The 18,940-nt window shown below is 67.0% G+C and carries 15 protein-coding genes; 10 read left to right on the forward strand and 5 right to left on the reverse strand.

What is annotated here, in order from left to right; genetic code table 11:
• The first annotated feature begins 100 nt into the window (after nucleotides 1-100).
• Nucleotides 101-1,666: an ABC transporter substrate-binding protein gene (locus NS6_RS11220; protein ID WP_068040303.1), complete on the forward strand. Its 1,566-nt coding sequence runs from the start codon at nucleotides 101-103 to the stop codon at nucleotides 1,664-1,666.
• On the opposite strand, the gene NS6_RS11225 is transcribed toward NS6_RS11220, so the two are convergent.
• The 3 genes from NS6_RS11225 to NS6_RS11235 are packed head-to-tail and all read right to left on the reverse strand — an operon-like array spanning nucleotide 1,650 to nucleotide 4,385.
• Nucleotides 1,650-2,537 (reverse strand): sugar phosphate isomerase/epimerase family protein, encoded by an 888-nt coding sequence (locus tag NS6_RS11225; RefSeq protein ID WP_068040305.1) that lies wholly within the window; start codon nucleotides 2,535-2,537, stop codon nucleotides 1,650-1,652. The genes NS6_RS11220 and NS6_RS11225 overlap by 17 nt on opposite strands.
• A gap of 4 nt (nucleotides 2,538-2,541) precedes the next feature.
• The gene (locus tag NS6_RS11230; RefSeq protein WP_210746801.1) at nucleotides 2,542-3,291 is read right to left on the reverse strand and encodes an SDR family NAD(P)-dependent oxidoreductase; all 750 of its coding nucleotides are present in this window, start codon (nucleotides 3,289-3,291) and stop codon (nucleotides 2,542-2,544) included.
• Complete coding sequence (locus NS6_RS11235) at nucleotides 3,288-4,385, reverse strand: LLM class flavin-dependent oxidoreductase (protein ID WP_068040309.1); 1,098 nt, start codon at nucleotides 4,383-4,385, stop codon at nucleotides 3,288-3,290. Before NS6_RS11235 ends, NS6_RS11230 begins: the two co-directional genes overlap by 4 nt.
• Nucleotides 4,386-4,586: 201 nt before the next feature.
• Between NS6_RS11235 and NS6_RS11240 the strand changes: the two genes are divergently transcribed.
• Nucleotides 4,587-4,994: a nuclear transport factor 2 family protein gene (locus NS6_RS11240; RefSeq protein ID WP_084470941.1), complete on the forward strand. Its 408-nt coding sequence runs from the start codon at nucleotides 4,587-4,589 to the stop codon at nucleotides 4,992-4,994.
• Between the two features lie 17 nt (nucleotides 4,995-5,011).
• Here the strand turns inward: NS6_RS11240 and NS6_RS11245 are convergent, their stop codons facing one another.
• A complete protein-coding gene (locus tag NS6_RS11245) occupies nucleotides 5,012-5,980 on the reverse strand; it encodes an alpha/beta fold hydrolase (RefSeq protein ID WP_068040312.1) in 969 nt (322 codons plus the stop codon).
• A gap of 180 nt (nucleotides 5,981-6,160) precedes the next feature.
• Between NS6_RS11245 and NS6_RS11250 the strand changes: the two genes are divergently transcribed.
• From NS6_RS11250 to NS6_RS11285, 8 genes are all read left to right on the forward strand, one after another.
• On the forward strand, nucleotides 6,161-8,515 hold the full coding sequence (locus tag NS6_RS11250) for an arylsulfatase (RefSeq protein WP_068040314.1): 2,355 nt from the start codon (nucleotides 6,161-6,163) through the stop codon (nucleotides 8,513-8,515).
• The gene (locus NS6_RS11255) at nucleotides 8,512-10,068 is read left to right on the forward strand and encodes an FAD-binding protein (protein ID WP_068040315.1); all 1,557 of its coding nucleotides are present in this window, start codon (nucleotides 8,512-8,514) and stop codon (nucleotides 10,066-10,068) included. Before NS6_RS11250 ends, NS6_RS11255 begins: the two co-directional genes overlap by 4 nt.
• Before the next feature lie 62 nt (nucleotides 10,069-10,130).
• Nucleotides 10,131-12,473, forward strand: a complete 2,343-nt coding sequence (locus tag NS6_RS11260) for an arylsulfatase (RefSeq protein ID WP_068040317.1) — start codon at nucleotides 10,131-10,133, stop codon at nucleotides 12,471-12,473.
• A 167-nt stretch (nucleotides 12,474-12,640) separates the two neighbouring features.
• Entirely contained in the window at nucleotides 12,641-14,176 is a 1,536-nt protein-coding gene (locus NS6_RS11265; RefSeq protein WP_168443411.1) for an ABC transporter substrate-binding protein, read from the forward strand.
• Nucleotides 14,177-14,413: 237 nt separating this feature from the next.
• On the forward strand, nucleotides 14,414-15,664 hold the full coding sequence (locus NS6_RS11270; protein ID WP_068040321.1) for a sulfotransferase family protein: 1,251 nt from the start codon (nucleotides 14,414-14,416) through the stop codon (nucleotides 15,662-15,664).
• Complete coding sequence (locus NS6_RS11275; RefSeq protein ID WP_068040323.1) at nucleotides 15,661-16,461, forward strand: SDR family oxidoreductase; 801 nt, start codon at nucleotides 15,661-15,663, stop codon at nucleotides 16,459-16,461. Before NS6_RS11270 ends, NS6_RS11275 begins: the two co-directional genes overlap by 4 nt.
• Nucleotides 16,462-16,496: 35 nt before the next feature.
• On the forward strand, nucleotides 16,497-17,663 hold the full coding sequence (locus NS6_RS11280; RefSeq protein ID WP_068040325.1) for a sulfotransferase family protein: 1,167 nt from the start codon (nucleotides 16,497-16,499) through the stop codon (nucleotides 17,661-17,663).
• Between the two features lie 21 nt (nucleotides 17,664-17,684).
• Nucleotides 17,685-18,215 (forward strand): nuclear transport factor 2 family protein, encoded by a 531-nt coding sequence (locus NS6_RS11285; RefSeq protein ID WP_068040327.1) that lies wholly within the window; start codon nucleotides 17,685-17,687, stop codon nucleotides 18,213-18,215.
• Between the two features lie 15 nt (nucleotides 18,216-18,230).
• On the opposite strand, the gene NS6_RS11290 is transcribed toward NS6_RS11285, so the two are convergent.
• A complete protein-coding gene (locus tag NS6_RS11290) occupies nucleotides 18,231-18,938 on the reverse strand; it encodes an EthD domain-containing protein (protein ID WP_084470943.1) in 708 nt (235 codons plus the stop codon).
• Between the last annotated feature and the right edge of the window lie 2 nt (nucleotides 18,939-18,940).

An 18,940-nucleotide genomic window follows, 5' to 3' on the forward strand; every position in this document is an offset into this window, starting at 1 on the left:
TGCTGGGATATGTGATCCCGCTCACTGAGAAATTTGGTACCGAGCAGTCGTTTCCTCATAGTCTCCGGAGAGCAACAGGGGATGGACGAGAGGGATCGATATGCGCTTGTGGCGGAGCGGAATCAGACAAGCGACAGCGCTGGTTGCCGCAGTGGTGGCGGCGACGGCGCTGGCCGCGTGTGGCGGCGGCGGCCCGAACGCCGGAGGTGGCACACCGGATCCGAACGCCACGCTGCGGATCATGTACGGCATGTCCCAGTCGCTGAACCCGGCGGACGCTCCTGAACCCGGTCAGATGACCTTTTCCACCTGGCCGGTCTACGACCGGCTGATCCGGGTCGCACCGGACGCGACCTATCAGCCGATGCTGGCCACGAAATGGACGTTCACCCCCGACGGCAAGACGCTGAACCTGACCCTGCGCGAAGGAGTCACCTTCAGCGACGGCACGCCGTTCGATGCGGCAGCGGTCGCGGCGAATATCGAGTACTACCGATCCGCGGACAAGTCGACGGTGCAGACCAATGTCGCGATGATCTCCGGGGTCGAGACGGTCGGAGATCACGAAGTCGCGATCGAGCTGAAGAAACCGACCACCGAAATCCTCTCGGCGCTCTCGAACACCCTCGGCGGGATCATGATGTCCCCGAAGGCAATCGAGTCCGGTGACCTGGCCTCGCATCCGGTCGGGACCGGCGCCTATGTGATCGAATCGTTCAGGCCCGGCGAGCAAGCGGTCTACAAGCGGCGTACGGACCAGGGCGGGATCTGGGATCCGAAGAGCGGCAAGGTCGCCGAGGTGGTGATCTCCCGGATCGCCGGCCCGGACGCAAAGGTCAACGCGCTCAAGAGCGGCCAGATCGACCTGACCACCTGGGAAGGCGATCCTTCCACCTACGCCCCCGGCCAGGTGCAGACCTCGGTGCTCCCGAGCCTGAACATGGTCGGGATGTATTTCAACACGAAGGTGAAGCCGCTCGACAACCTTCAGGTCCGCCAGGCGATCAACTACGCCATCGACCGGGACGGGATCGTCGCGGCCTTCGCCCAGGCCAACAAACCTCAGGTCCAGCCGTGGCCGGCCAGGCTACCGGGGTTCGACGAGGCGCGTGAGGACACCTATCCCTACGATCCGGAGAAGGCCAAGCAACTGCTGGCCGATGCGGGCTATCCCGGCGGCGTCACGATCCCTGGCGAGTTCCTCATCTCCAAGGCGGCAAAAATCGACAAGGCCGGCGAGACCGTACAGGCGAACTTGGCCGCCGTCGGGATCACGATCAACCTACGGTCGATGGATATCCTCGCCCAGGTCACCGAGTGGCCGAAGGGCGCGAACCCCGGGCAGTTCCAGTTTCAGTCGATTGTCTCGATCGACCCGTATGCCTGGCTGCAGCGGCTCTTCGTGCTTCCGCTCTGGAATCCGAGCGGCGTTGCACCGGAGTTGGTGGGCCTGATCAACGGCATCGACGATCCGACGATCTCCGAGGCGGACCGGGCGGCGAAGATCGGCAAAGCGGTCGACTATGCCACCGACAGCGCGCTCTCCGCGCCGTTGTGGGGCGGAGTCGGTGGCCTGGCCGCCGGCCACAAAGTGCAGGGGCTGGACGATATCGGCTCGACCAATGGGGGCGTGGCCGACCTGCGCTACATCAGCATGACCGAATAGCCGACTCGGCCAGCACCATGCGGGTCGCGATCGCCGCCCGGGATGCGGCCTCGGCCGCGGGCAGCAGTGCCAGCTCGTCCGACATCACCTCGACGCCGACGGGAGCGTTGATGCCGCCCTGCCGGAGCCGGCGCAGGACTGCCGCGACTCGGGCGGCTCCCTTGCCGGGAAGCAGCCGGTCGTGCAAAGTCTCGTCGATCAGATCGTCACCGGCGGTGGCCGGGGCATCGTTGACCTGGATTCCCACGATCAGATCGATCAGGCCGGGGTCCAGATCCTCGGGGCCCTGCCCCGAGCGCAGCAGGTGCCAGGTGTCCAGGCACAGCCCGCCATTGGCGCGTCCGGCGAGTCGGACGATCGAGGCTGCGGCAGCCAGATCGGGAATGCCGGACCAGGGCAGGAACTCCAGCTGGACCAGCATGCCCAGCGGCTCGGCCCGATCACACAGAGCCGCGAAACCCGCCGCCATCATCTCGACCGGCCCCGCTTCGTAGTCCATCTCCATGACGTTGAGGGTGCGGGCACCGAGTTTCTCGGCAGCCCACCACAGAGCCTCGTGCGCTGCACGGGGGTCCGCCGACCCCGGTCGACCGGTTGCCTGATGATGGGGGGCGAAATGCCGGGCGGCCCAATGGGTGAGGCCGTCCAGTTCGCCGATCTCCATATCGTGCTCATCGAGCAGCGTGCGCAGATCTGCGACTGTCACGCCGTCCGCCCGTGCCCGCAGACAGTCGCCGCCGCGCAGGCCGATGCCGCGGTATCCGGCCGATGCGGCGGCCTCGACGCGGGCACGGATATCGGTCCCGGGCACGGTACCGGCGCACAGTACGAGGTCTTCGGGGCCCAGGCCGGATCGGCAGACGAAATTCATCCGGTCACATCGCGCTGCGTGCCCCGCCGTCGACCCGCATCTCGGCGCCGTTGAGGTAGGCGCCGTCGGCAGACGCGGCGAAGGCGATCGCCGCGGCGAGGTCCTCCGGCGCGCCCGGCTCGTGCCAGAGCGTGGCGAGCCGGGAGTACCAAGTGGGATCCAAGGCGCCGATCGTGCCGTCCATCATCGGGGTCCGGACGCCGCCCGGTGAGATCGGGACCACCCGGATCCGGCGTTCGCCCAGCTCAGCGGCCAGACTGAGGGAGTAGGAGAGAAGCGCAGCCTTGGAGCTTGCGTAGCCGGACATCCCGGGATGGGCTTGCGTGGCGGCGGTGGAACACACGTTGACGATCACGCCGGACCCGTCGGGAAGGTGCGGAATCACTTCGCGGCACAGCAGCATCGGCCCGATGGTGTTGACCATGAAGACGCCGGTGAGCTGCTCGACGGTGACAGCATCGGCCGGTGTCCGGTCGGTCATCCCCGCGATGTTTGCGAGGATGTCGATGGACCCCATCGTGGTACGTGCCGCTTCGACGGCGGCGACAAGTGAGCTTTCGTGTGTGAGATCTGCGGTGAACGGCGTGAAGCGGTCCGAGCCGACGATCAATCGAGCGGTCTCCGCAAGGCCCGCAACGTCGCGGCCGAGACCGAACACCCGGGCCCCCTCGGCGGCCAGCCGCACCGCGGTTGCGCGACCGATTCCGGACGCGGCTCCCGTCACCAGGACGTTCTTGTTCTGGAAGCGGTTCACGACGAGCCCACCGATCCGCGGAGGTTTTCGAGCGTGCGATCGAAGACCGCCGGCTCATCGGCGCCCGGCGGCCGAACACCTTGGGCTCGGACAGTGGAGTGCTGCGCCGCGAGTGCTGGAATCACCACATCGGTGAGCAGATGCACGCTCTTCCATGCCTCCTCGATCGGCATCCCGCCGACGAGTGGGTGCAGGGTTACCGAAGCGTTCCCTCCGTGCGTGGCGAGTTCGGCGATCAGCTGATCGGGCGTGAGCACCCGGTAGCGGCCCGACGCCCTGACCTCCTCGATACCGGCTACACCGGGAATATGCATGACCGATCTCATATCACCGGCAGCCCAGGCTCCGTACTCCACCGCTTCCCACATCAGGTGCTTGCCGAGCTCGGCCCAGGCGCGGTCGGGATCCTCGTGCAGGACCACCATGCCGGGGCGGTGTGCGGCGACCATGTGCACCTGTGGCCTGATGCCCTCTTCGCGGCAGAGGTCCTCGTAGAAGGCTTTCAACTCCGGCAGATAATCGGGGATCTGGAGCGGGAGCCGGGTCCGGACGGCTCGTCGCGCGGTCGCCTTCGCAGAGCCGCCGATCATGATGGACGGATGCGGCCGGGTGAGTGGTCGCGGCGTGATCGCCACTGTGGCGCCGTGGTATTCGAAAGGCTCACCGGTCCAGGCTTTCAGCAAGGTATCCAGTAGCTGGTCCATCAGCCTGCCGCGCTGGTGGTAATCCTTGCCCATCGCCGCGTACTCGACCGGGCGGTATCCCAGGCCGAGGGTGACGGTCATCCGCCCACCACTGACCTGGTCGACGACCGCGAGATCCTCGGCCAGCCGGACCGGATCCCACAGCGGACCGAGCGCTGCCGAAACGCCGACGCGTATACGCTCTGTGCCGGCCAGGATCATGCCACCGGTGAGGATCGGGTTGCTGCTCCACCCGAAGCCGCTCGCATGATGCTCGTCCAGGCTGATCAGATCGACGCCCCTGGTGTCCGCGAAACGGGCCATCTCGAGGGCGGCGCGGAACACATGCGACTGCTGCACAGGGTCGGGATCGGGTAGCGCGAAGGTGAAGCGCAGGCCGGTGCGGGGCATGGGAACCTCCAGTCTCGGGTGCGCCCATGGTTGCCCGGGGCGCTGCCGCGCCCGATAGTGGTCTCGGTGGATGGGACACCGAGGGGCACAGGTTGTTCGGGTCCCTAGGTTCGAGGGGACCGCAGGAGGCAGCTTCCGACCGGATGCCGCACTGTCGGCCCCCTGGTGAGCACCTCCGTTCCGTACCGCAGAGAGGGAGCCATGAGCATCAGCCGAGAGACCGTAGTTTCGGTATGTGACGCCTACATCGCTGCGATGTCGGCCGGTGATCCGGAGCGGACGGTCGAGCTGTTCGCGCCGAATGCCTCGCACGAGGAGCCGATCGACACTGCGGCGCGCCACGGTCGCGAGGAGATCTTCGGCTTCCTCGACCAGTACAAGGAGATGGGTTTCACCCTGACCCGGCTCGGCCCGGTCACCGTGGTCGGCAACCGCGGCGCGTTCCAGGCCCGTGTCGATATCCCGACACCCGACGGGATCCGTTCGATGACGGCCACCGACCTGATCACCGTTGATGACGACGGCCTGATCTCCGCCATCGTTGTCCTTCCCGATGCCGCCGCCGACCCGAACCGGCCCCCGGCCGACCGGGTTTCATCAGAGCAATGAGCCGGCTCTCGCGGTCCTCATCGAGTGAGGAACTCCAGGAGTAGCTCATTGACGGTGCCGGCCGCCTCCATCTGGATGAAGTGGCCGGCAGCGGGAATGACATGCGTGCCGACAAGCCCGGGGACGGAGGCGCGCATGGCCTCCATCGAGGCCGGGCCGACGATCTGCCGGACCGGGTCGCGATCTCCGGTGACGAAGCACACCGGAACAGTGATCGGCTCATCGGGGCGCTCCTGCTTCTCCGCCCATACGTGGTCGGCGGCGCGGTACCAGTTCAGCCCACCGGTGAAGCCGGCACGGGTGAACTCCCTGACATAGTGCGCGAACTCGTCGGCGGAGAGCCACGGCCAGGGCAGCTCGGGCGCCTGGGGGAGCACATCGAGATAGCCGTTTCCACGGCTCGGGTGGGTGAAGATATCGGTGTAGCGGTAGCCCCCGCTCAGCGCCCAGAACACGCGTTGCAGGAACCCGGACGGGTCGGCGTCGAGTTCTTCGTCCGCCACACCCTGCTCCTGGAAGTAGTGCATGTGGAAGAAGTGCCGCGCCGCAACCGAGGTGTACACCCGGCTCGGCCGGACCGGCGAGGTCTCGGCCCGTGGGACGCTGAGCTGGAACAGCCCGCGCACCCGCCCCGGAGCCCACTGTGGCAGATCCCAGACCAGGACCGCACCGAAGTCGTGGCCGACGAAAACCGCGTCATCGATCCCGAGGGCATCCAACAGCCCCACCATGTCGGCGACTGTATGGGTGCGGGAGTACGCCGCCGGATCCCTCGGGCGGTCGGTGCCGCCGTACCCACGCATATCGACTGCGATCGCCCGGAAGCCGGCTCCTGCGAGCGCCGGTAGCTGATGCCGCCAGCTGTAGCCGAGGCCGGGGAAGCCGTGGCACAGCACCACGGCCGGGCCGGTGCCCTGCTCGATATAACGCATCCGGATCGCGCCGACATCGATTACGGCGCTGCGCTCGGGGGCAGTGGCAGTCATCGGGCCTCCTGAAGTCCGTGACGAGCATGTGCCCGCGGCCGGCCCCGCTGCTGCCCGGTCCCAGTGGGCAGGATTCACCCGCACGAGTTCACCGGGCGCTCGGCCCCACGTCGACGGCCGGCGGTCCTGATCAGTGGGATCCGCACGCCGCGGCCGGCTCGGACCGCGAGTATTGGGCGCATGACGCCGGACTCTCGCGGAATCCCTGACGACGTGCCGGAGGCGACGCGTGCCTACCTCGGGTTCGAGGGGCGTATCGGCCGCACGATCGCCGGTTCCGAGCCGTGGTGGCCGCCCCGCCCCCGGGCGGCAGCGAAGGCCCCGAATGTGGTGGTGGTGCTGGTCGACGATATGGGCTACTCCGATATCGGCTGTTTCGGATCCGAGATTGAGACACCGCACCTGGACCGCCTCGCTGCGGAAGGGGTTCGGTACACGAATTTCCACGTCAACTCGATGTGTTCGCCGACCCGGGCCGCGCTGTTGACCGGGCGGAACTCGCACGCGGCGGGGGTCAGCTATGTGGCCCACGCCGACCCCGGATTCCCGGGCCAGGCGATGGAGCTCGCCGACGATGTCAGCACTGTCGCGGAAGTGCTGCGGGACAACGGTTATTCGACACTGATGGTCGGCAAATGGCACCTGTGCAAGGACAGCGACGTCACCGATACCGGTTCACGTGGATCGTGGCCGCTACAGCGTGGCTTCGACAGGTTCTACGGGATCATGGACGGGATGACGGACATGTTCCACCCGCATGCCCTCTACCGTGACAACAGCCGGATCACACCGCAGGACCACCCCGAGGACTACTACTTCACCGACGATCTGACCGACGAGGCGATCGCGATGATCAGGTCGGTCAAGGCCTCTGATCCGGCGAAACCGGCCTTCCTCTACTTCGCCCACGGTGCGGTCCACGCACCGCTCAACGCTCGCGCGGCGGATATAGAACGGCACCGCGGCGCCTACGAATCGGGTTGGGATCGTATCCGCGAACAGCGATTCGCGCGTCAGCAGGAACTCGGTGTCGTGTCTGCCGGGACACGGCTCCCTCCCCGCAACAGCGAGGCCGGAGATGATGTCCCGGCGTGGGATGACCTGCCCCACGAGCGCCGGGAGGTCTTCGCGCGCTATATGGAGGTCTACGCCGCCATGGTGCAGTCGGTGGACGATTCATTCGGCCGGCTGCGGGCCGCGCTCGAGGAGATCGGCGAGTGGGACAATACCTTTCTGCTCTTCACTTCTGACAACGGTGCCTCGCGGGACGGCGAAACCCAGGGCAGTACCCAGTATTTCGATGTGCTGCGCCACTATCACGGCGGCGGCGCGGGCCTGGACGAGGAGTTCGAGCGCGACCGCGCGCGCATCGATGAGATCGGCGGTCCGCGTACGCTACCGCACTACCCCCGCGGCTGGGCCATGGCCTCGAACACGCCGTTCCGGCTCTACAAGACCAACACCCATGCCGGTGGACACGCGGTCCCGGCGATCGTGAGCTGGCCATGCAAGGTGGAGAGCGGAGGCGGCCTGCGCCGCCAGTATGTCCACGTCACCGACTTCCTCCCGACGGTCCTCGAGGTGACCGGCGCTGTCGCCGCCGACCACCGCCACGGGGTGCCGTTGAAACCCTTGGCGGGCAGCAGCTTCCTGGGTTCACTCACCGATCCCGCTGCACCCGAGACACACCGCGAGCAGTATTACGAGATGCAGGGCCACCGCGGCTACTACCGCGACGGCTGGGAGATCGTCACCCGGCACCGCCCGCTGACCCCGTTCGGCGACCACGAGTGGCAGCTGTACGACATGCGCCGCGACCCGACCGAAACCCACGACCTGGCTGCCGAACATCCCGATCTCGTCGCCGAACTCGCCGCCTGCTGGGAACGGGCCGCCTGGGCAAACCAGGTCTTCCCACTGAACGAGGGCTCCGGCCTGCTGCGCACTCAGCGGCCCGAGCGCGAGGACGCCTTCGCCCGGCCGGTGCGACTGGTGCCGGGCACGCCCACGCTGGAGCGCTACCGGTCGCTGATGCTGGTATATCGCCGATCGTTCGTCGTCACCGTGGACATCGACTTCCGCCCCGGCGACCGGGGCGTGCTCTTCGCACACGGCTGTCAGAGCGGTGGCTACTCGCTGTCGGTCGACCGGGATCGGCTGTGCTACTACCACAACCACTCCGGGCAGGTGGACGTGCTCGACCTGGGCGCGCTGCCCGCCGGGCGGCGCAGCATAGAACTCGACGTCTGTGCCCTGGAGGGCGGATTGCACGTCGATGTCCGGGCGTGCGTCGACGGCGCGGAACGCGGACGTGCCGAAGGATTGGTGATGCCGATGGGGCAGGCCATGTTCCAGGGCATCGATATCGGCATCGACCGGGGTTCCCCGGTGTCGTGGGAGCGGTACGACGCCGAGGGGACCTTCGCCTGGACCGGAAACCTCCACTCGGTGACCTGGACCCCGGGCGAGCACGCACCCGGCACCGGTCCGGAAACCCTGGCGAAACAACGAGAGATCGGGATGGCCTTCGAATGACCACAGCGCGAGATGGATACGACGACGAATGCGACGTGCTGGTGGTGGGAGCCGGCGGTGGTGGCCTGACCGGTGCGTACACGGCAGCGCGGGAGGGGCTCTCGGTGATCGTCGCCGAGGCCGGCGACCGCTTCGGCGGCACCACGGCCTACTCGGGCGGGGGCATGTGGTTCCCGTGCAACGCGGTCCTGGCGCGCGCCGGGAGCACGGATACTCTCGCGGACGCAAAGACGTACTACCACTCGGTCGTCGGCGATCGCACCCCGGTGGAACTCCAGGACGCATACCTCGAAACCGGTTCGAAACTGGTCGACTATCTGGAGAGCGACGACGACTTCGAGTTCATGGCCTACCCGTGGCCGGACTATTACGGATCGGCGCCGAAGGCGAGCGCCGGCGATCGGCACATCATGATGCTGCCGCTCGCACCCGAGCAGCTCGGTTCCCTGCGCGAGGTACTGCGTCCCACCCTTGCGGTCGAGCGTGCCGGCGAGCCGCTACCCGATTCGGTGATCGGCGGCCAAGCACTGATCGGCCGGCTGCTGTTGGCGCTGTCCCGGCAGGCCAGGGCCGACCTGCGGCTCGACACGATCTGTGACGAGCTGATCAAGGACGGTGACAGCGTGATCGGCGCGGTGGTCACCCAGGCCGGCGTTCGCCGCCGTATCCACGCCCGGCGCGGTGTGCTGATCGCCTCCGGTGGCTTCGAGCGCAACGAGAAAATGCGCGACGAGTACGGGGTTCCCGGCGCATGCCGCGACGCGATGGGTCCGGAGACCAACCAGGGTCTGGCGATCCGGGCCGGGATCGCGGCCGGCGGTGATGTGGACCTGATGTCGGAGGCGTGGTGGTCACCGGGACTGACCCACCCCGACGGCTCTTCGACGTTCTCGTTGTGGTTCACCGGCGGCATCTTCGTCGACGATGCCGGTGACCGGTTCGTCAACGAATCCGCTGCCTACGACCGTATCGGCCGGGAGGTGCTGGACCGGATCGCGGCCGGCAGTATGACGCTGCCGTACTGGATGATCTACGACGACCGCGCAGGCGAACGCCCGCCCGTGAATACCGCGAGCATCCCGATAGGAGAGACGAAGGACTATCAGGACGCCGGCCTGTGGATCAGCGCGGACACTCTCGAGGACCTCGCCGGCAAGATCGGTGTCCCGGCCGATCGGCTGGTCGCGACGGTCCGGCGGTTCAACGAATTCGTATCCGCCGATGAGGACGCCGACTTCCAGCGCGGCAGCGAGCCGTACGACCGTTCGTTCTCCGGCGGCGGCTCGCCCCTGGTCGCGATCGAGCAGGCTCCGTTCCATGCGGCCGCATTCGGGGTCTCCGACCTGGGCACCAAGGGCGGCCTGCGAACCGACGCCGCCGCGCGGGTGCTCGACGGCAACGCCACGGTGATCCGCGGTCTGTATGCGGCCGGGAACTCGATGGCCGCCGCGAGCGGTACCGCCTATCCGGGTGGCGGCAACCCGGTCGGGTCCTCGATGGTGTTCAGCCACCTCGCGGTCCTCGACATGGTTCATCGGCCGCCGGTGTCCTGACCGCGCAGCCGGACCGCCCCCAGAACGCACGGCCACTCATTTCCGACCGAGGAAAGCAATCGATGAATCGTAGAATTCTTCCCGTCCCCGAGCCGCCCGCCACGATTTCGCCGTCGGTCGACCGCGCTCACCAGAATCCGGGATACCCCGTGCGGCAGCGGGTCTCGCCACCGGAAGGCGCGCCGAACATCCTGGTTGTGCTGGTCGACGATATGGGCTTCGGTACATCCTCGGCTTATGGCGGCCCATGCCGGATGCCGACCGCCGACCGGCTGGCCGCCGGCGGACTGAGCTACAGCCGCTTCCATACGACAGCCATCTGCGCTCCGACCCGAGTCTCGTTGCTGACCGGGCGTAACCACCACAGTGCCGGGATGGGCACCGTCCCGGAAATGGCGACCTCCTCGCCCGGCTACGACTGCATCCGGCCCGACACCATGGCCACGCTGCCGCGCATCCTGTCCGGCAACGGCTACCTGACCGGTGCGTTCGGCAAGATGCACCAGACCCCGATGTGGGAGGTCGGCGAGACCGGGCCGTTCGACCGGTGGCCACTCAACGAGGGCTTCGACCGGTTCTACGGATTCCTCGGGGCCGAGACCAACCAGTTCACGCCTGCCCTGATAAACGGGTTCACCCCGATCGAGCCGCCCCGGACTCCGGAGCAGGGCTACCACCTGTCCGAGGATCTGGTCGACCAGGCCGCCACCTGGATCGAGAACATCAGCTCGCTCGAGCCGGACCGGCCCTGGTTCACCTACCTGAGCTTCGGTGCCTGCCATGACCCGCTGCACGTACCGGAGTCGTGGCGAGGGCGCTATCGCGGCGAGTTCGCGCACGGCTGGAACGCTCAGCGCGAGCGCACCCTGGCACGGCAGAAAGAACTCGGCCTGCTGCCCCAGAACGCCACCCTGCCGGATTTCGATCCGGATGTGCCGGACTGGGACAGCCTCAGCGCGGACGAGCGCCTCGTCTGCGAGCGGTTGATGGAGCTCTACGCGGAGTTCGCCGAACATATGGATGCCCAGATCGGCCGCCTGATCGACACCATCGAACGGCTCGGCCGGCTCGACAACACGGTGGTGTTCTACATCCTCGGTGACAACGGGGCGGCCGCCGAGGGGGGTCTGTACGGGTCGGCGAACCTGGTGCGCCCGCTCAACCGCCTTCCGGCCACGGTCGCCGACGTGCTCGCCCAGCTCGACGAGCTGGGCGGTCCGATGACCTATCCGCACTACCCGGTGGGCTGGGCGCTCGCGATGAACACCCCTTATCAGCAGTCGAAGAAGTACGCCTCACATTACGGCGGCACCCGCAACGGGATGATCGTGCACTGGCCCGCACGGATCACCGGCGGCGAAGTCCGGCACCAGTGGCACCACTGCGTCGATCTGACGCCCACGGTGCTCGAGGCTGCCGGGATACCGGCGCCCGACGTGGTGGACGGAATACCGCAGGCGCCGATGGAGGGCACCTCGTTCGGCTACACCTTCACCGAGGCCGAGGCGGCCGAGCGGCATACGACGCAGTACTTCGAGGTGCACGGGAGCCGCGGAATCTACGACCACGGCTGGGTTGCCTCGGCGCTGCACAATCAGATGCCCTGGGCCAGGCCCCGCCGTCCGGCCGTGCCGTTCGCCGAGGACCACTGGGAGTTGTACGACACTCGGGCGGACTGGACACAGGCGCGTGATGTGGCCGAGCAGTATCCGGAGAAGCTCGCGGAGCTCCAGGCGAAGTTCCTGGTGGAGGCCGCCCGCTACCGAGTGCTGCCACTCGATGACCGGATGCAGGAACGGTTCGACCCGACCGCCGCGCCACACCCCGATGTGATGGGCGACCGGCGTTCGATCACCCTGCGGCCGTCGATGCACGGTCTGCGCGAAGGCGTGGCACCCGATATGAAGAACACCTCCTACGACCTCACTGCCGAAGTGACCGTGCCCGAAGGGGGAGCCGAGGGGGTGCTGATCGCCCAGGGCGGGCGCTTCGGGGGCTGGTCGCTCTACATCAGCGGCGGCCGGCCGGTCTACTGCCACAACCTCGGCGGCGAGCGGACGTGGGTGCGCGGTGAACGCGCCGTGCCCACGGGTGACCATGTGGTCGGCCTGTCGCTGTCCTACGACGGCGGGGGTGTCGGAAAGGGAGCCGGCGTGACAATCACGATCGACGGCGAGCCCTGTGGATCGGGCCGTTTGGACAGCACGATCGGTTTCATGTTCTCCATGGACGAAACCATGGATATCGGTTGTGACCGTGGCACTCCGGTGACCGAGGAGTACGCCGCCCTGCCGGCCACCAACGCCTACCAGGGCGTGATCGGCCAGGTCCGGATAGACCTGGCCGAGCGCACCGACGGGCCCAGCGTCGAGGAACAGCGACGAGTCGTGATGGCCACGCATTGAGATCCACAGCCGGCCGGTCCGGTCTCGGTGTCCGGGATCACATCACAGGTCAGGTGGGTGGGCTTCTAGCTTCAGCCCATGTCGTCGGTCGTCCGAGCCGGCTCGTGGTCGAAAGGGCAGCAATGAACAGGAACAGAAACAGGAGAGGGAAGTGGCCGGCCCTCGCGGTGAGTGCAATCCTCGTTGTTGCCCTCGTCGCCGGATGTGGCAGCGCATCGGTCGGTCCCGGCGGATCCGGTGAGGTGGACCGGACGGCGAGCCTGCGAATCGCCTATCCGGTCACCCAGTCGCTCGACCCGGCCCAGGCCGCGGAGCCGGCCCAGCTACTGATTGCCACGTGGCCGGTCTACGACCGGTTGATCCAGGTCACCAGCGATGCGAAGTACGCGCCGATGCTGGCGACCGGATGGGAGTTCTCGCCGGATGGCAAGGCGCTCACGCTGACTCTGCGCCAGGGCGTGACGTTCAGCGACGGCACGCCCTTCGACGCCGCCGCGGTGAAGGCCAACCTCGAGCATTCGAAGGCAGCCGCGGGCAGTGCGCTGCAGGCGAATGTCGCCGGCATCACCACGGTCGAAGTGATCTCGCCGGACACGGTGAAGCTCGACCTCGCGCAGCCGAGCACCACGGTGTTGTCCACTCTCAGCAGCACACTCGGTGGACTGATGATTTCTCCGAAGGCGCTCGAGAGCCCGGACCTCGCCAGCCGTCCCGTCGGCACCGGTGCGTATGTGATCGACTCGTTCCAGCCGGGACAGCAGGTCACCTACAAGCGGCGTACGGACAACGGCGGTATCTGGGATGACAAGACCGGCAAGCCGGCCACTGTCTCGATCGATACCTTCGGCAACGCCGACGCGATGAGCAACGCGCTGCTGGGCAATCAGGCCGACCTGATCGTGTGGAGCAGCGACGTCGGTCGCTTCCGGTCGGCGATCGCTTCGGGCACGTTGGAGCACACGGTGATGGGCGGGGTGCTGAATATGGTCGGCATCAACCTCAACAAGACCCGCGAGCCGTACGACGACCCCCGGGTGCGTGAAGCGGTGAACTACGCCATCGACCGTGAGTCGCTGGTCGAGGCATTCATGCCGGACACTGTTGCGCGCGTGCAGCCCTGGCCGGAGGGTCTCCCCGGGTTCGATCAGGCCCGCGAGGACAGCTACACGTTCGACCCGGCCAAGGCCGAGCAGATCCTCGCGGACGCCGGCTACGCCGACGGTGTCGACGGCGGCGAGATCGCGGTCGCCAACGTCGGCAGTTTTCCCGACGTGTCACAGGCTGTCCAGGCGAACCTGGCAGCCGTCGGCATCAGAGTGGAGTTGCGCAACGTTGACGTCTACACGCTGGTAACCCAGTGGGCCCAGGGCCACTCGGAAGCCGAGATGATGTACATGAGCATGCCGTCCATCGACCCCTACTCGTGGACGCAGCGGCTGTTCGTCAACCCGGTCTGGACACCCGGCAACACCACTGAAGTGGCGAATATGGCGGCCGGGCTGGACAACTCGACGTTGAGCGAGGAGGCCAGGGCCGCAGGAATCGGCAAGATCGTCGACTACGCGACCCGGAATGCGCTCTACGCGCCGCTGTGGCAGGGCGTAGGTGGATTCGTATCGAACCCGAAGGTCGAGGGTCTCGATGATCTGGCATCGGTCAACGGCGGGGTCGCGGACTTCCGCAATGTCTACATGACCGAGTAGGCACAAGGTCCGCGGGACTTCATCGACCGGACGGCCGGGCGCGCTCGAAGCGCGCCCGGCCGCTCGGATATCGACACGTGACCATCAACGCAAATCGTCGGGGTAGACGACACCCGGCCCGCAGCCGGCGACGTCGCTCCACCGGAGCCGGCCCCGTCTCAGTGTCCGGGATCACATCGGTCTCCCCGCGGAGCGGATTCTACGTTGGCACCAACTGATCGAAGAGGAGGTGACAGCATGGTGGAATTGCGGTTCGACGACCTGCTGGATCCGAAGTTGACCCCCGCGCAGCAGCAGATGGTGGACTTCGCCGAAGCCCACCCCGCGGACTACAGCGTGGATGCGGTCTTGGCCGGAGCCCGTGCCCGGACCGGTCTGACCGAACCCGGACCGGACAACGGCTGGGCCGAGCGGCTGCAGGTGTGGATCGATGTGGCACACGAGCCGAATCGTAGGGAACTGGCGCGGGTTTCGATGCTTGCATTGTCGATCAAGTTCTTGGCGAACCGGATGCGGATCTACGACTTCGCCGCCCGGCATCCGCAAGTGCGGGAGATCGAGATCGAGGCGCCGGTGATGGTGATCGGCCTGCCGCGCAGTGGGACGTCGCACCTGGTCAACCTGCTGGCGGCGGACTCGCGCTTCCGCGCTGCGCCGCTGTGGGAACTGAACCAGATGGTGCCCCACCGCGGGGGCGGCCCGGGCCCCGACGGAATCGACCCGCGCTATCAGGCCACGGCCGCCGCCTTCGCGGCCGCCCAGGCAGCCAACCCCTACATCAAATCGTGGCATCCGATGGACCCGTGGCGGATCGAGGAGGACATCGAGATCCTCGCCGCCGACTTCTCCGGCTACTACCCCGAGCACCTCTTGCAGCACGCGGCGCAGTGGCGCGACTACTACCTGCAACACGACCAGACGCAGCACTACGAGTTCCAGAAGCTGTGCATGCAGGTGATGACCTGGTTCCGCCCGGGGGAGCGCTGGCTCACCAAGTACCCGGCCCATATCGAGAACATTCCGGCGCTCCTGAACGTATTTCCGGATGCCGTGCTGGTGGAGACGCACCGGGATCCGGTCGGGTCGGTCGTCTCGCAGGCCACGATGCATTCGTACATGGCCAGGACCTGGCAGCACGAGATCGACTACGCCCACCACCTCGACTACTGGCGCGACCTGAGCCTGCGGTTGCTCGAAAGCGGTCTCCGGGACCGGTATCTCATCGAGAGCCGGGTCGTCGACGTGCGTTACGACACGATGGTTGCCGACAACTGGAGCGCGGTGCGCGCCGTCTACGACACGGCCGGGATCGAGCTGACCGATCGTGCCCGCGACGAGATCCAGGGCTTCATCGACAACAATGTTCAGGGTAGGGACGGGCGCATCGTCTACGATCTGCGCGGCCATTTCGGCGTCGAGCCCGTGCAGGTACGAAAGCCGTTCGAGGACTATATGTCCCGTCACGACGTGCCCATCGAGGTCCGGTGAGTACCCGCCCGGGCGAGTCCCATCTGCTCGCCGGCAAGGTAGTACTGGTCTGTGGTGTCGGGCCCGATCTGGGCCGGTCGATGGCGGTGCGTTCCGCGCAGGCGGGCGCCGATGTGGTGCTCGTGGCCCGCACCGAGTCGCGGCTGCGTAGTGTCGCCGCCGAGGTGGAAGCGCTCGGCCGCAAGGCGCTGTCGGTGCCGACCGATCTGGCCGATGCGGCGTCCCGATCCGAGATGGTGCGGCGCAGTCTGGCCTACTTCGGCCGGGTGGACGGGCTGATCAACACCGCGTTCATCCAACCGCCACAGGAACGCCTGCTGGACACCGATCTCGATGCGATGCGCGGATGGACCGATATCAATGTCCTCGCCTCGGTCGGCCTCGTGCAATTGCTTGCCGACACCTTGACCGAGAACCGTGGCTCCGTCGTCCTGGTCAACTCGATGGTGCTGCGCAACCAGCTGCCGGGGTTCGGTGCCTACCGGATGGACAAGGCGGCGTTGCTCGCCGCGGCACGCAGCCTGTCGGTGGAGCTCGGGCCGAAGGGGGTCCGGGTGAACTCGGTCGCGCCGGGATACATCTGGGGCGACAAGGTTCGCCGGAGTTTCGAACGCCAGGCGGCGGCACGTGGGGTCGCCGCCGATGCGATCTACGAGCAGGTGGCTGCCGCGACGGATCTGAGGCGACTGCCGACACCCGATGAGATCGCCGATGCCGCGGTCTTTCTCACCTCGGACCTGGCCAGCGGGATCTCCGGCCAGTGTCTCGATGTGAACTGTGGCCATACCCACCACTGATACGGCACGGCGAGCGTTCGACGGAAGGGACAACCATGACGACGACCCTCGGCACTCTCGAGGAACTGCATCACGCCGCGTCTGCCGGCACCGGGCTCGACGATTTCGGGAATCCCGATTACCGCGAGGCGATGCAGGTTCTGATGGAAAGCTACATCCACGACGCCGGTCTCACCGAGGCGGGTGTGCAGCGCATACGGGCAATGCTCGGGACGGTACTGGAGACCCGGCTGCGCCTCCGGCAGGCGTACACCCGCTGGCCGAAGGCGGCGGATGTCGCGATTCGGCGCCCCCTGTTCGTCACCGGCCTGCCCCGCACCGGAACCACAGCCCTGCACCGGCTGCTGTGTCTCGACCCCGCGCACCAGGGACTGGAGCACTGGCTGACAGAGGCGCCCCAACCTCGTCCACCGAAATCGTCCTGGGCCGACAACCCGGACCATCAGCGCATGCAGCAGTTCCTGGACGCGCATCACGAGGCCAAGCCGGAGATGAAGGGCATCCATTTCATGTCCCCGGACATGGTGGAGGAGTGCTGGCGCGCGGAGCGGCTGTCGATGCGGTCGATCGCGTTCCAGAACACCGCGCATCTACCGACGTACTCGGACTGGCTCGCGGCTCGTGACATGGCCCCGGCGTACGGGGCCCACCGGGAGATGCTCCGGATGATCGGGCTCGACGACCTCGACCGTCGCTGGGTGTTGAAGAGTCCCAGTCACCTGTTCGGTCTCGACGCCCTGATGGCCACCTATCCCGATGCGCTGGTGATCCAGACGCACCGCCACCCGCGCACCATCGTGGCCTCGGTAAGCAGCCTGAACCACAGTGCCAGCGCGGGCACATCGACTGTCTTCACCGCCGATGTGGTCGGTCGCGACTGCCTGGACCTGTGGGCGCGCGGAGCCGAGACCTTTCGCGCGGCCCGGCAGAAGTATGACTCCGCCCAGTTCGCCGACGTGTACTACGAGGACTTCGTCGCCGATGCGCCGGGCGTGGTCGAGGCGATCTACCGGCAGTTCGGCCTGCCCTCGAGCCGCGAGGTGCACGCCGGGGTCGCCGCGAGCCACGAGCAGAGCAAGGCCGACGAGCGCCGGCCGGTACATCACTACTCCTTATCCGATTTCGGACTGACCGAGTCCGAAGTGGACGCGAAATTCGCAGGCTACGTGGACGAGTACTTCTCGGCCACCGCAGCGCACTGAGGAAGCTCACAAGGAGGAATCATGGTTGACCTGAACGATATCGAGCAGCTGCGCAACGACATCCGGATCCTGAAGGACATCGAAGCGATCAAGCGTGTCAAACACGCCTACTTCCGGTGCCTGGACACGGCGAACCTGACCGAGATGCGGGAGCTGCTGCACCCACGGTTGCGCTCGAAGATGGCCGGCGGGCATTATCTCCTCGAATTCGACAACCGGGACGACTACCTGGAGATGCTGGCCAACTCGTTCAACTCGGAATTCGTCGGCCAGCACACCGGGCACCACCCCGAGATCGACATCCTCAGCGAGACCGAGGCAACCGGGAAGTGGTATCTCGCCGATATCGCGATGAGCTTTCGGCAGCAGAGCACCACGGTGGGTACCGCCATCTACACCGACAGGTACCTGAAGACCGATGGTGTCTGGCAGATCAGCGAGACCGGATACTTCCGGATCTACGAAACCGTCACCGCGACACCGGAACCGCCGGAGCTGACCGTGCACTACCTGGCAGAGCACGGCCGCAGACTGCCCGCACAGCAGGCGTGAGCGCGCCGGCGACGCTCAGCCGAAGGGGGAGCCGATCACGAAACGGCTGGTGGGCATGACGCCGGTCGCGGCGCCGTCGAGGAAGGCCGAGACGCTCTGGGACATCAGGCCCTGCCGGCGGGCGAGTTCATCGGGGTCGCCACCGCTGCCGTAGAACGCGTGCTGGTCGGTGGCTGCCTCGAGGGGGAAGAGCTCCTCGACGATGCCGTCGACCGGAAACGTGTTCGGAGTGAGGCTGCGTACCACCGTGTTCTGGATGTAGCCGAATGTCGACTGAGTCCGGATCGCCACCGTGGTGTGGTGGTTGTGCCATCGGTCCAGCCACTGCGCCGGCGCCATCGCTTCCGGGCGCCGGATGAAGGCGATGTTGGACAGGCCAGGAGTCCGGGCGCCCGGTGCGGTCGCCGGTGGCGTCAGCGGGACGCTCTCCGTCACCAGCCAGCCGGCGATCTCACGGGCGACGGACTGTAGAGCTGTCTCGAGCGGGTGACGCACCTCGTCACGCCAGCTGTCGACCCAGAGACTGACGACGGCATCCGCGGCCTTTCCCCACGGGGCCCTGTTGAGCGTCGCGTTCGCGACGTCGGCATCGGTGACGTTGACCTGTATGCCGCGCGCTCCGGCTTTCCCGAGCGCCTGCGCGAGGTCACCTCTCAGCGCCGCGGACAGCCGTGCGGCACTGTTGTCCTCGTGCCGCCAGAGGACATAGATCAGCTTCTCCATGA

This window comes from Nocardia speluncae NBRC 108251 (genome assembly GCF_001613245.1).
Taxonomy (GTDB): domain Bacteria; phylum Actinomycetota; class Actinomycetes; order Mycobacteriales; family Mycobacteriaceae; genus Nocardia; species Nocardia speluncae.

What these genes read in the sequence shown, in the direction of transcription:
- NS6_RS11250 (WP_068040314.1), top strand. Translation starts at nt 6,161, where the DNA reads ATGACGCCGGACTCTCGCGGAATCCCTGACGACGTGCCGGAGGCGACG.
- NS6_RS11285 (WP_068040327.1), top strand. Translation starts at nt 17,685, where the DNA reads ATGGTTGACCTGAACGATATCGAGCAGCTGCGCAACGACATCCGGATC.
- NS6_RS11290 (WP_084470943.1), bottom strand. Translation starts at nt 18,938, where the DNA reads ATGGAGAAGCTGATCTATGTCCTCTGGCGGCACGAGGACAACAGTGCC.
- NS6_RS11260 (WP_068040317.1), top strand. Translation starts at nt 10,131, where the DNA reads ATGAATCGTAGAATTCTTCCCGTCCCCGAGCCGCCCGCCACGATTTCG.
- NS6_RS11240 (WP_084470941.1), top strand. Translation starts at nt 4,587, where the DNA reads ATGAGCATCAGCCGAGAGACCGTAGTTTCGGTATGTGACGCCTACATC.
- NS6_RS11235 (WP_068040309.1), bottom strand. Translation starts at nt 4,385, where the DNA reads ATGCCCCGCACCGGCCTGCGCTTCACCTTCGCGCTACCCGATCCCGAC.
- NS6_RS11255 (WP_068040315.1), top strand. Translation starts at nt 8,512, where the DNA reads ATGACCACAGCGCGAGATGGATACGACGACGAATGCGACGTGCTGGTG.
- NS6_RS11220 (WP_068040303.1), top strand. Translation starts at nt 101, where the DNA reads ATGCGCTTGTGGCGGAGCGGAATCAGACAAGCGACAGCGCTGGTTGCC.
- NS6_RS11245 (WP_068040312.1), bottom strand. Translation starts at nt 5,980, where the DNA reads ATGACTGCCACTGCCCCCGAGCGCAGCGCCGTAATCGATGTCGGCGCG.
- NS6_RS11280 (WP_068040325.1), top strand. Translation starts at nt 16,497, where the DNA reads ATGACGACGACCCTCGGCACTCTCGAGGAACTGCATCACGCCGCGTCT.
- NS6_RS11225 (WP_068040305.1), bottom strand. Translation starts at nt 2,537, where the DNA reads ATGAATTTCGTCTGCCGATCCGGCCTGGGCCCCGAAGACCTCGTACTG.
- NS6_RS11270 (WP_068040321.1), top strand. Translation starts at nt 14,414, where the DNA reads ATGGTGGAATTGCGGTTCGACGACCTGCTGGATCCGAAGTTGACCCCC.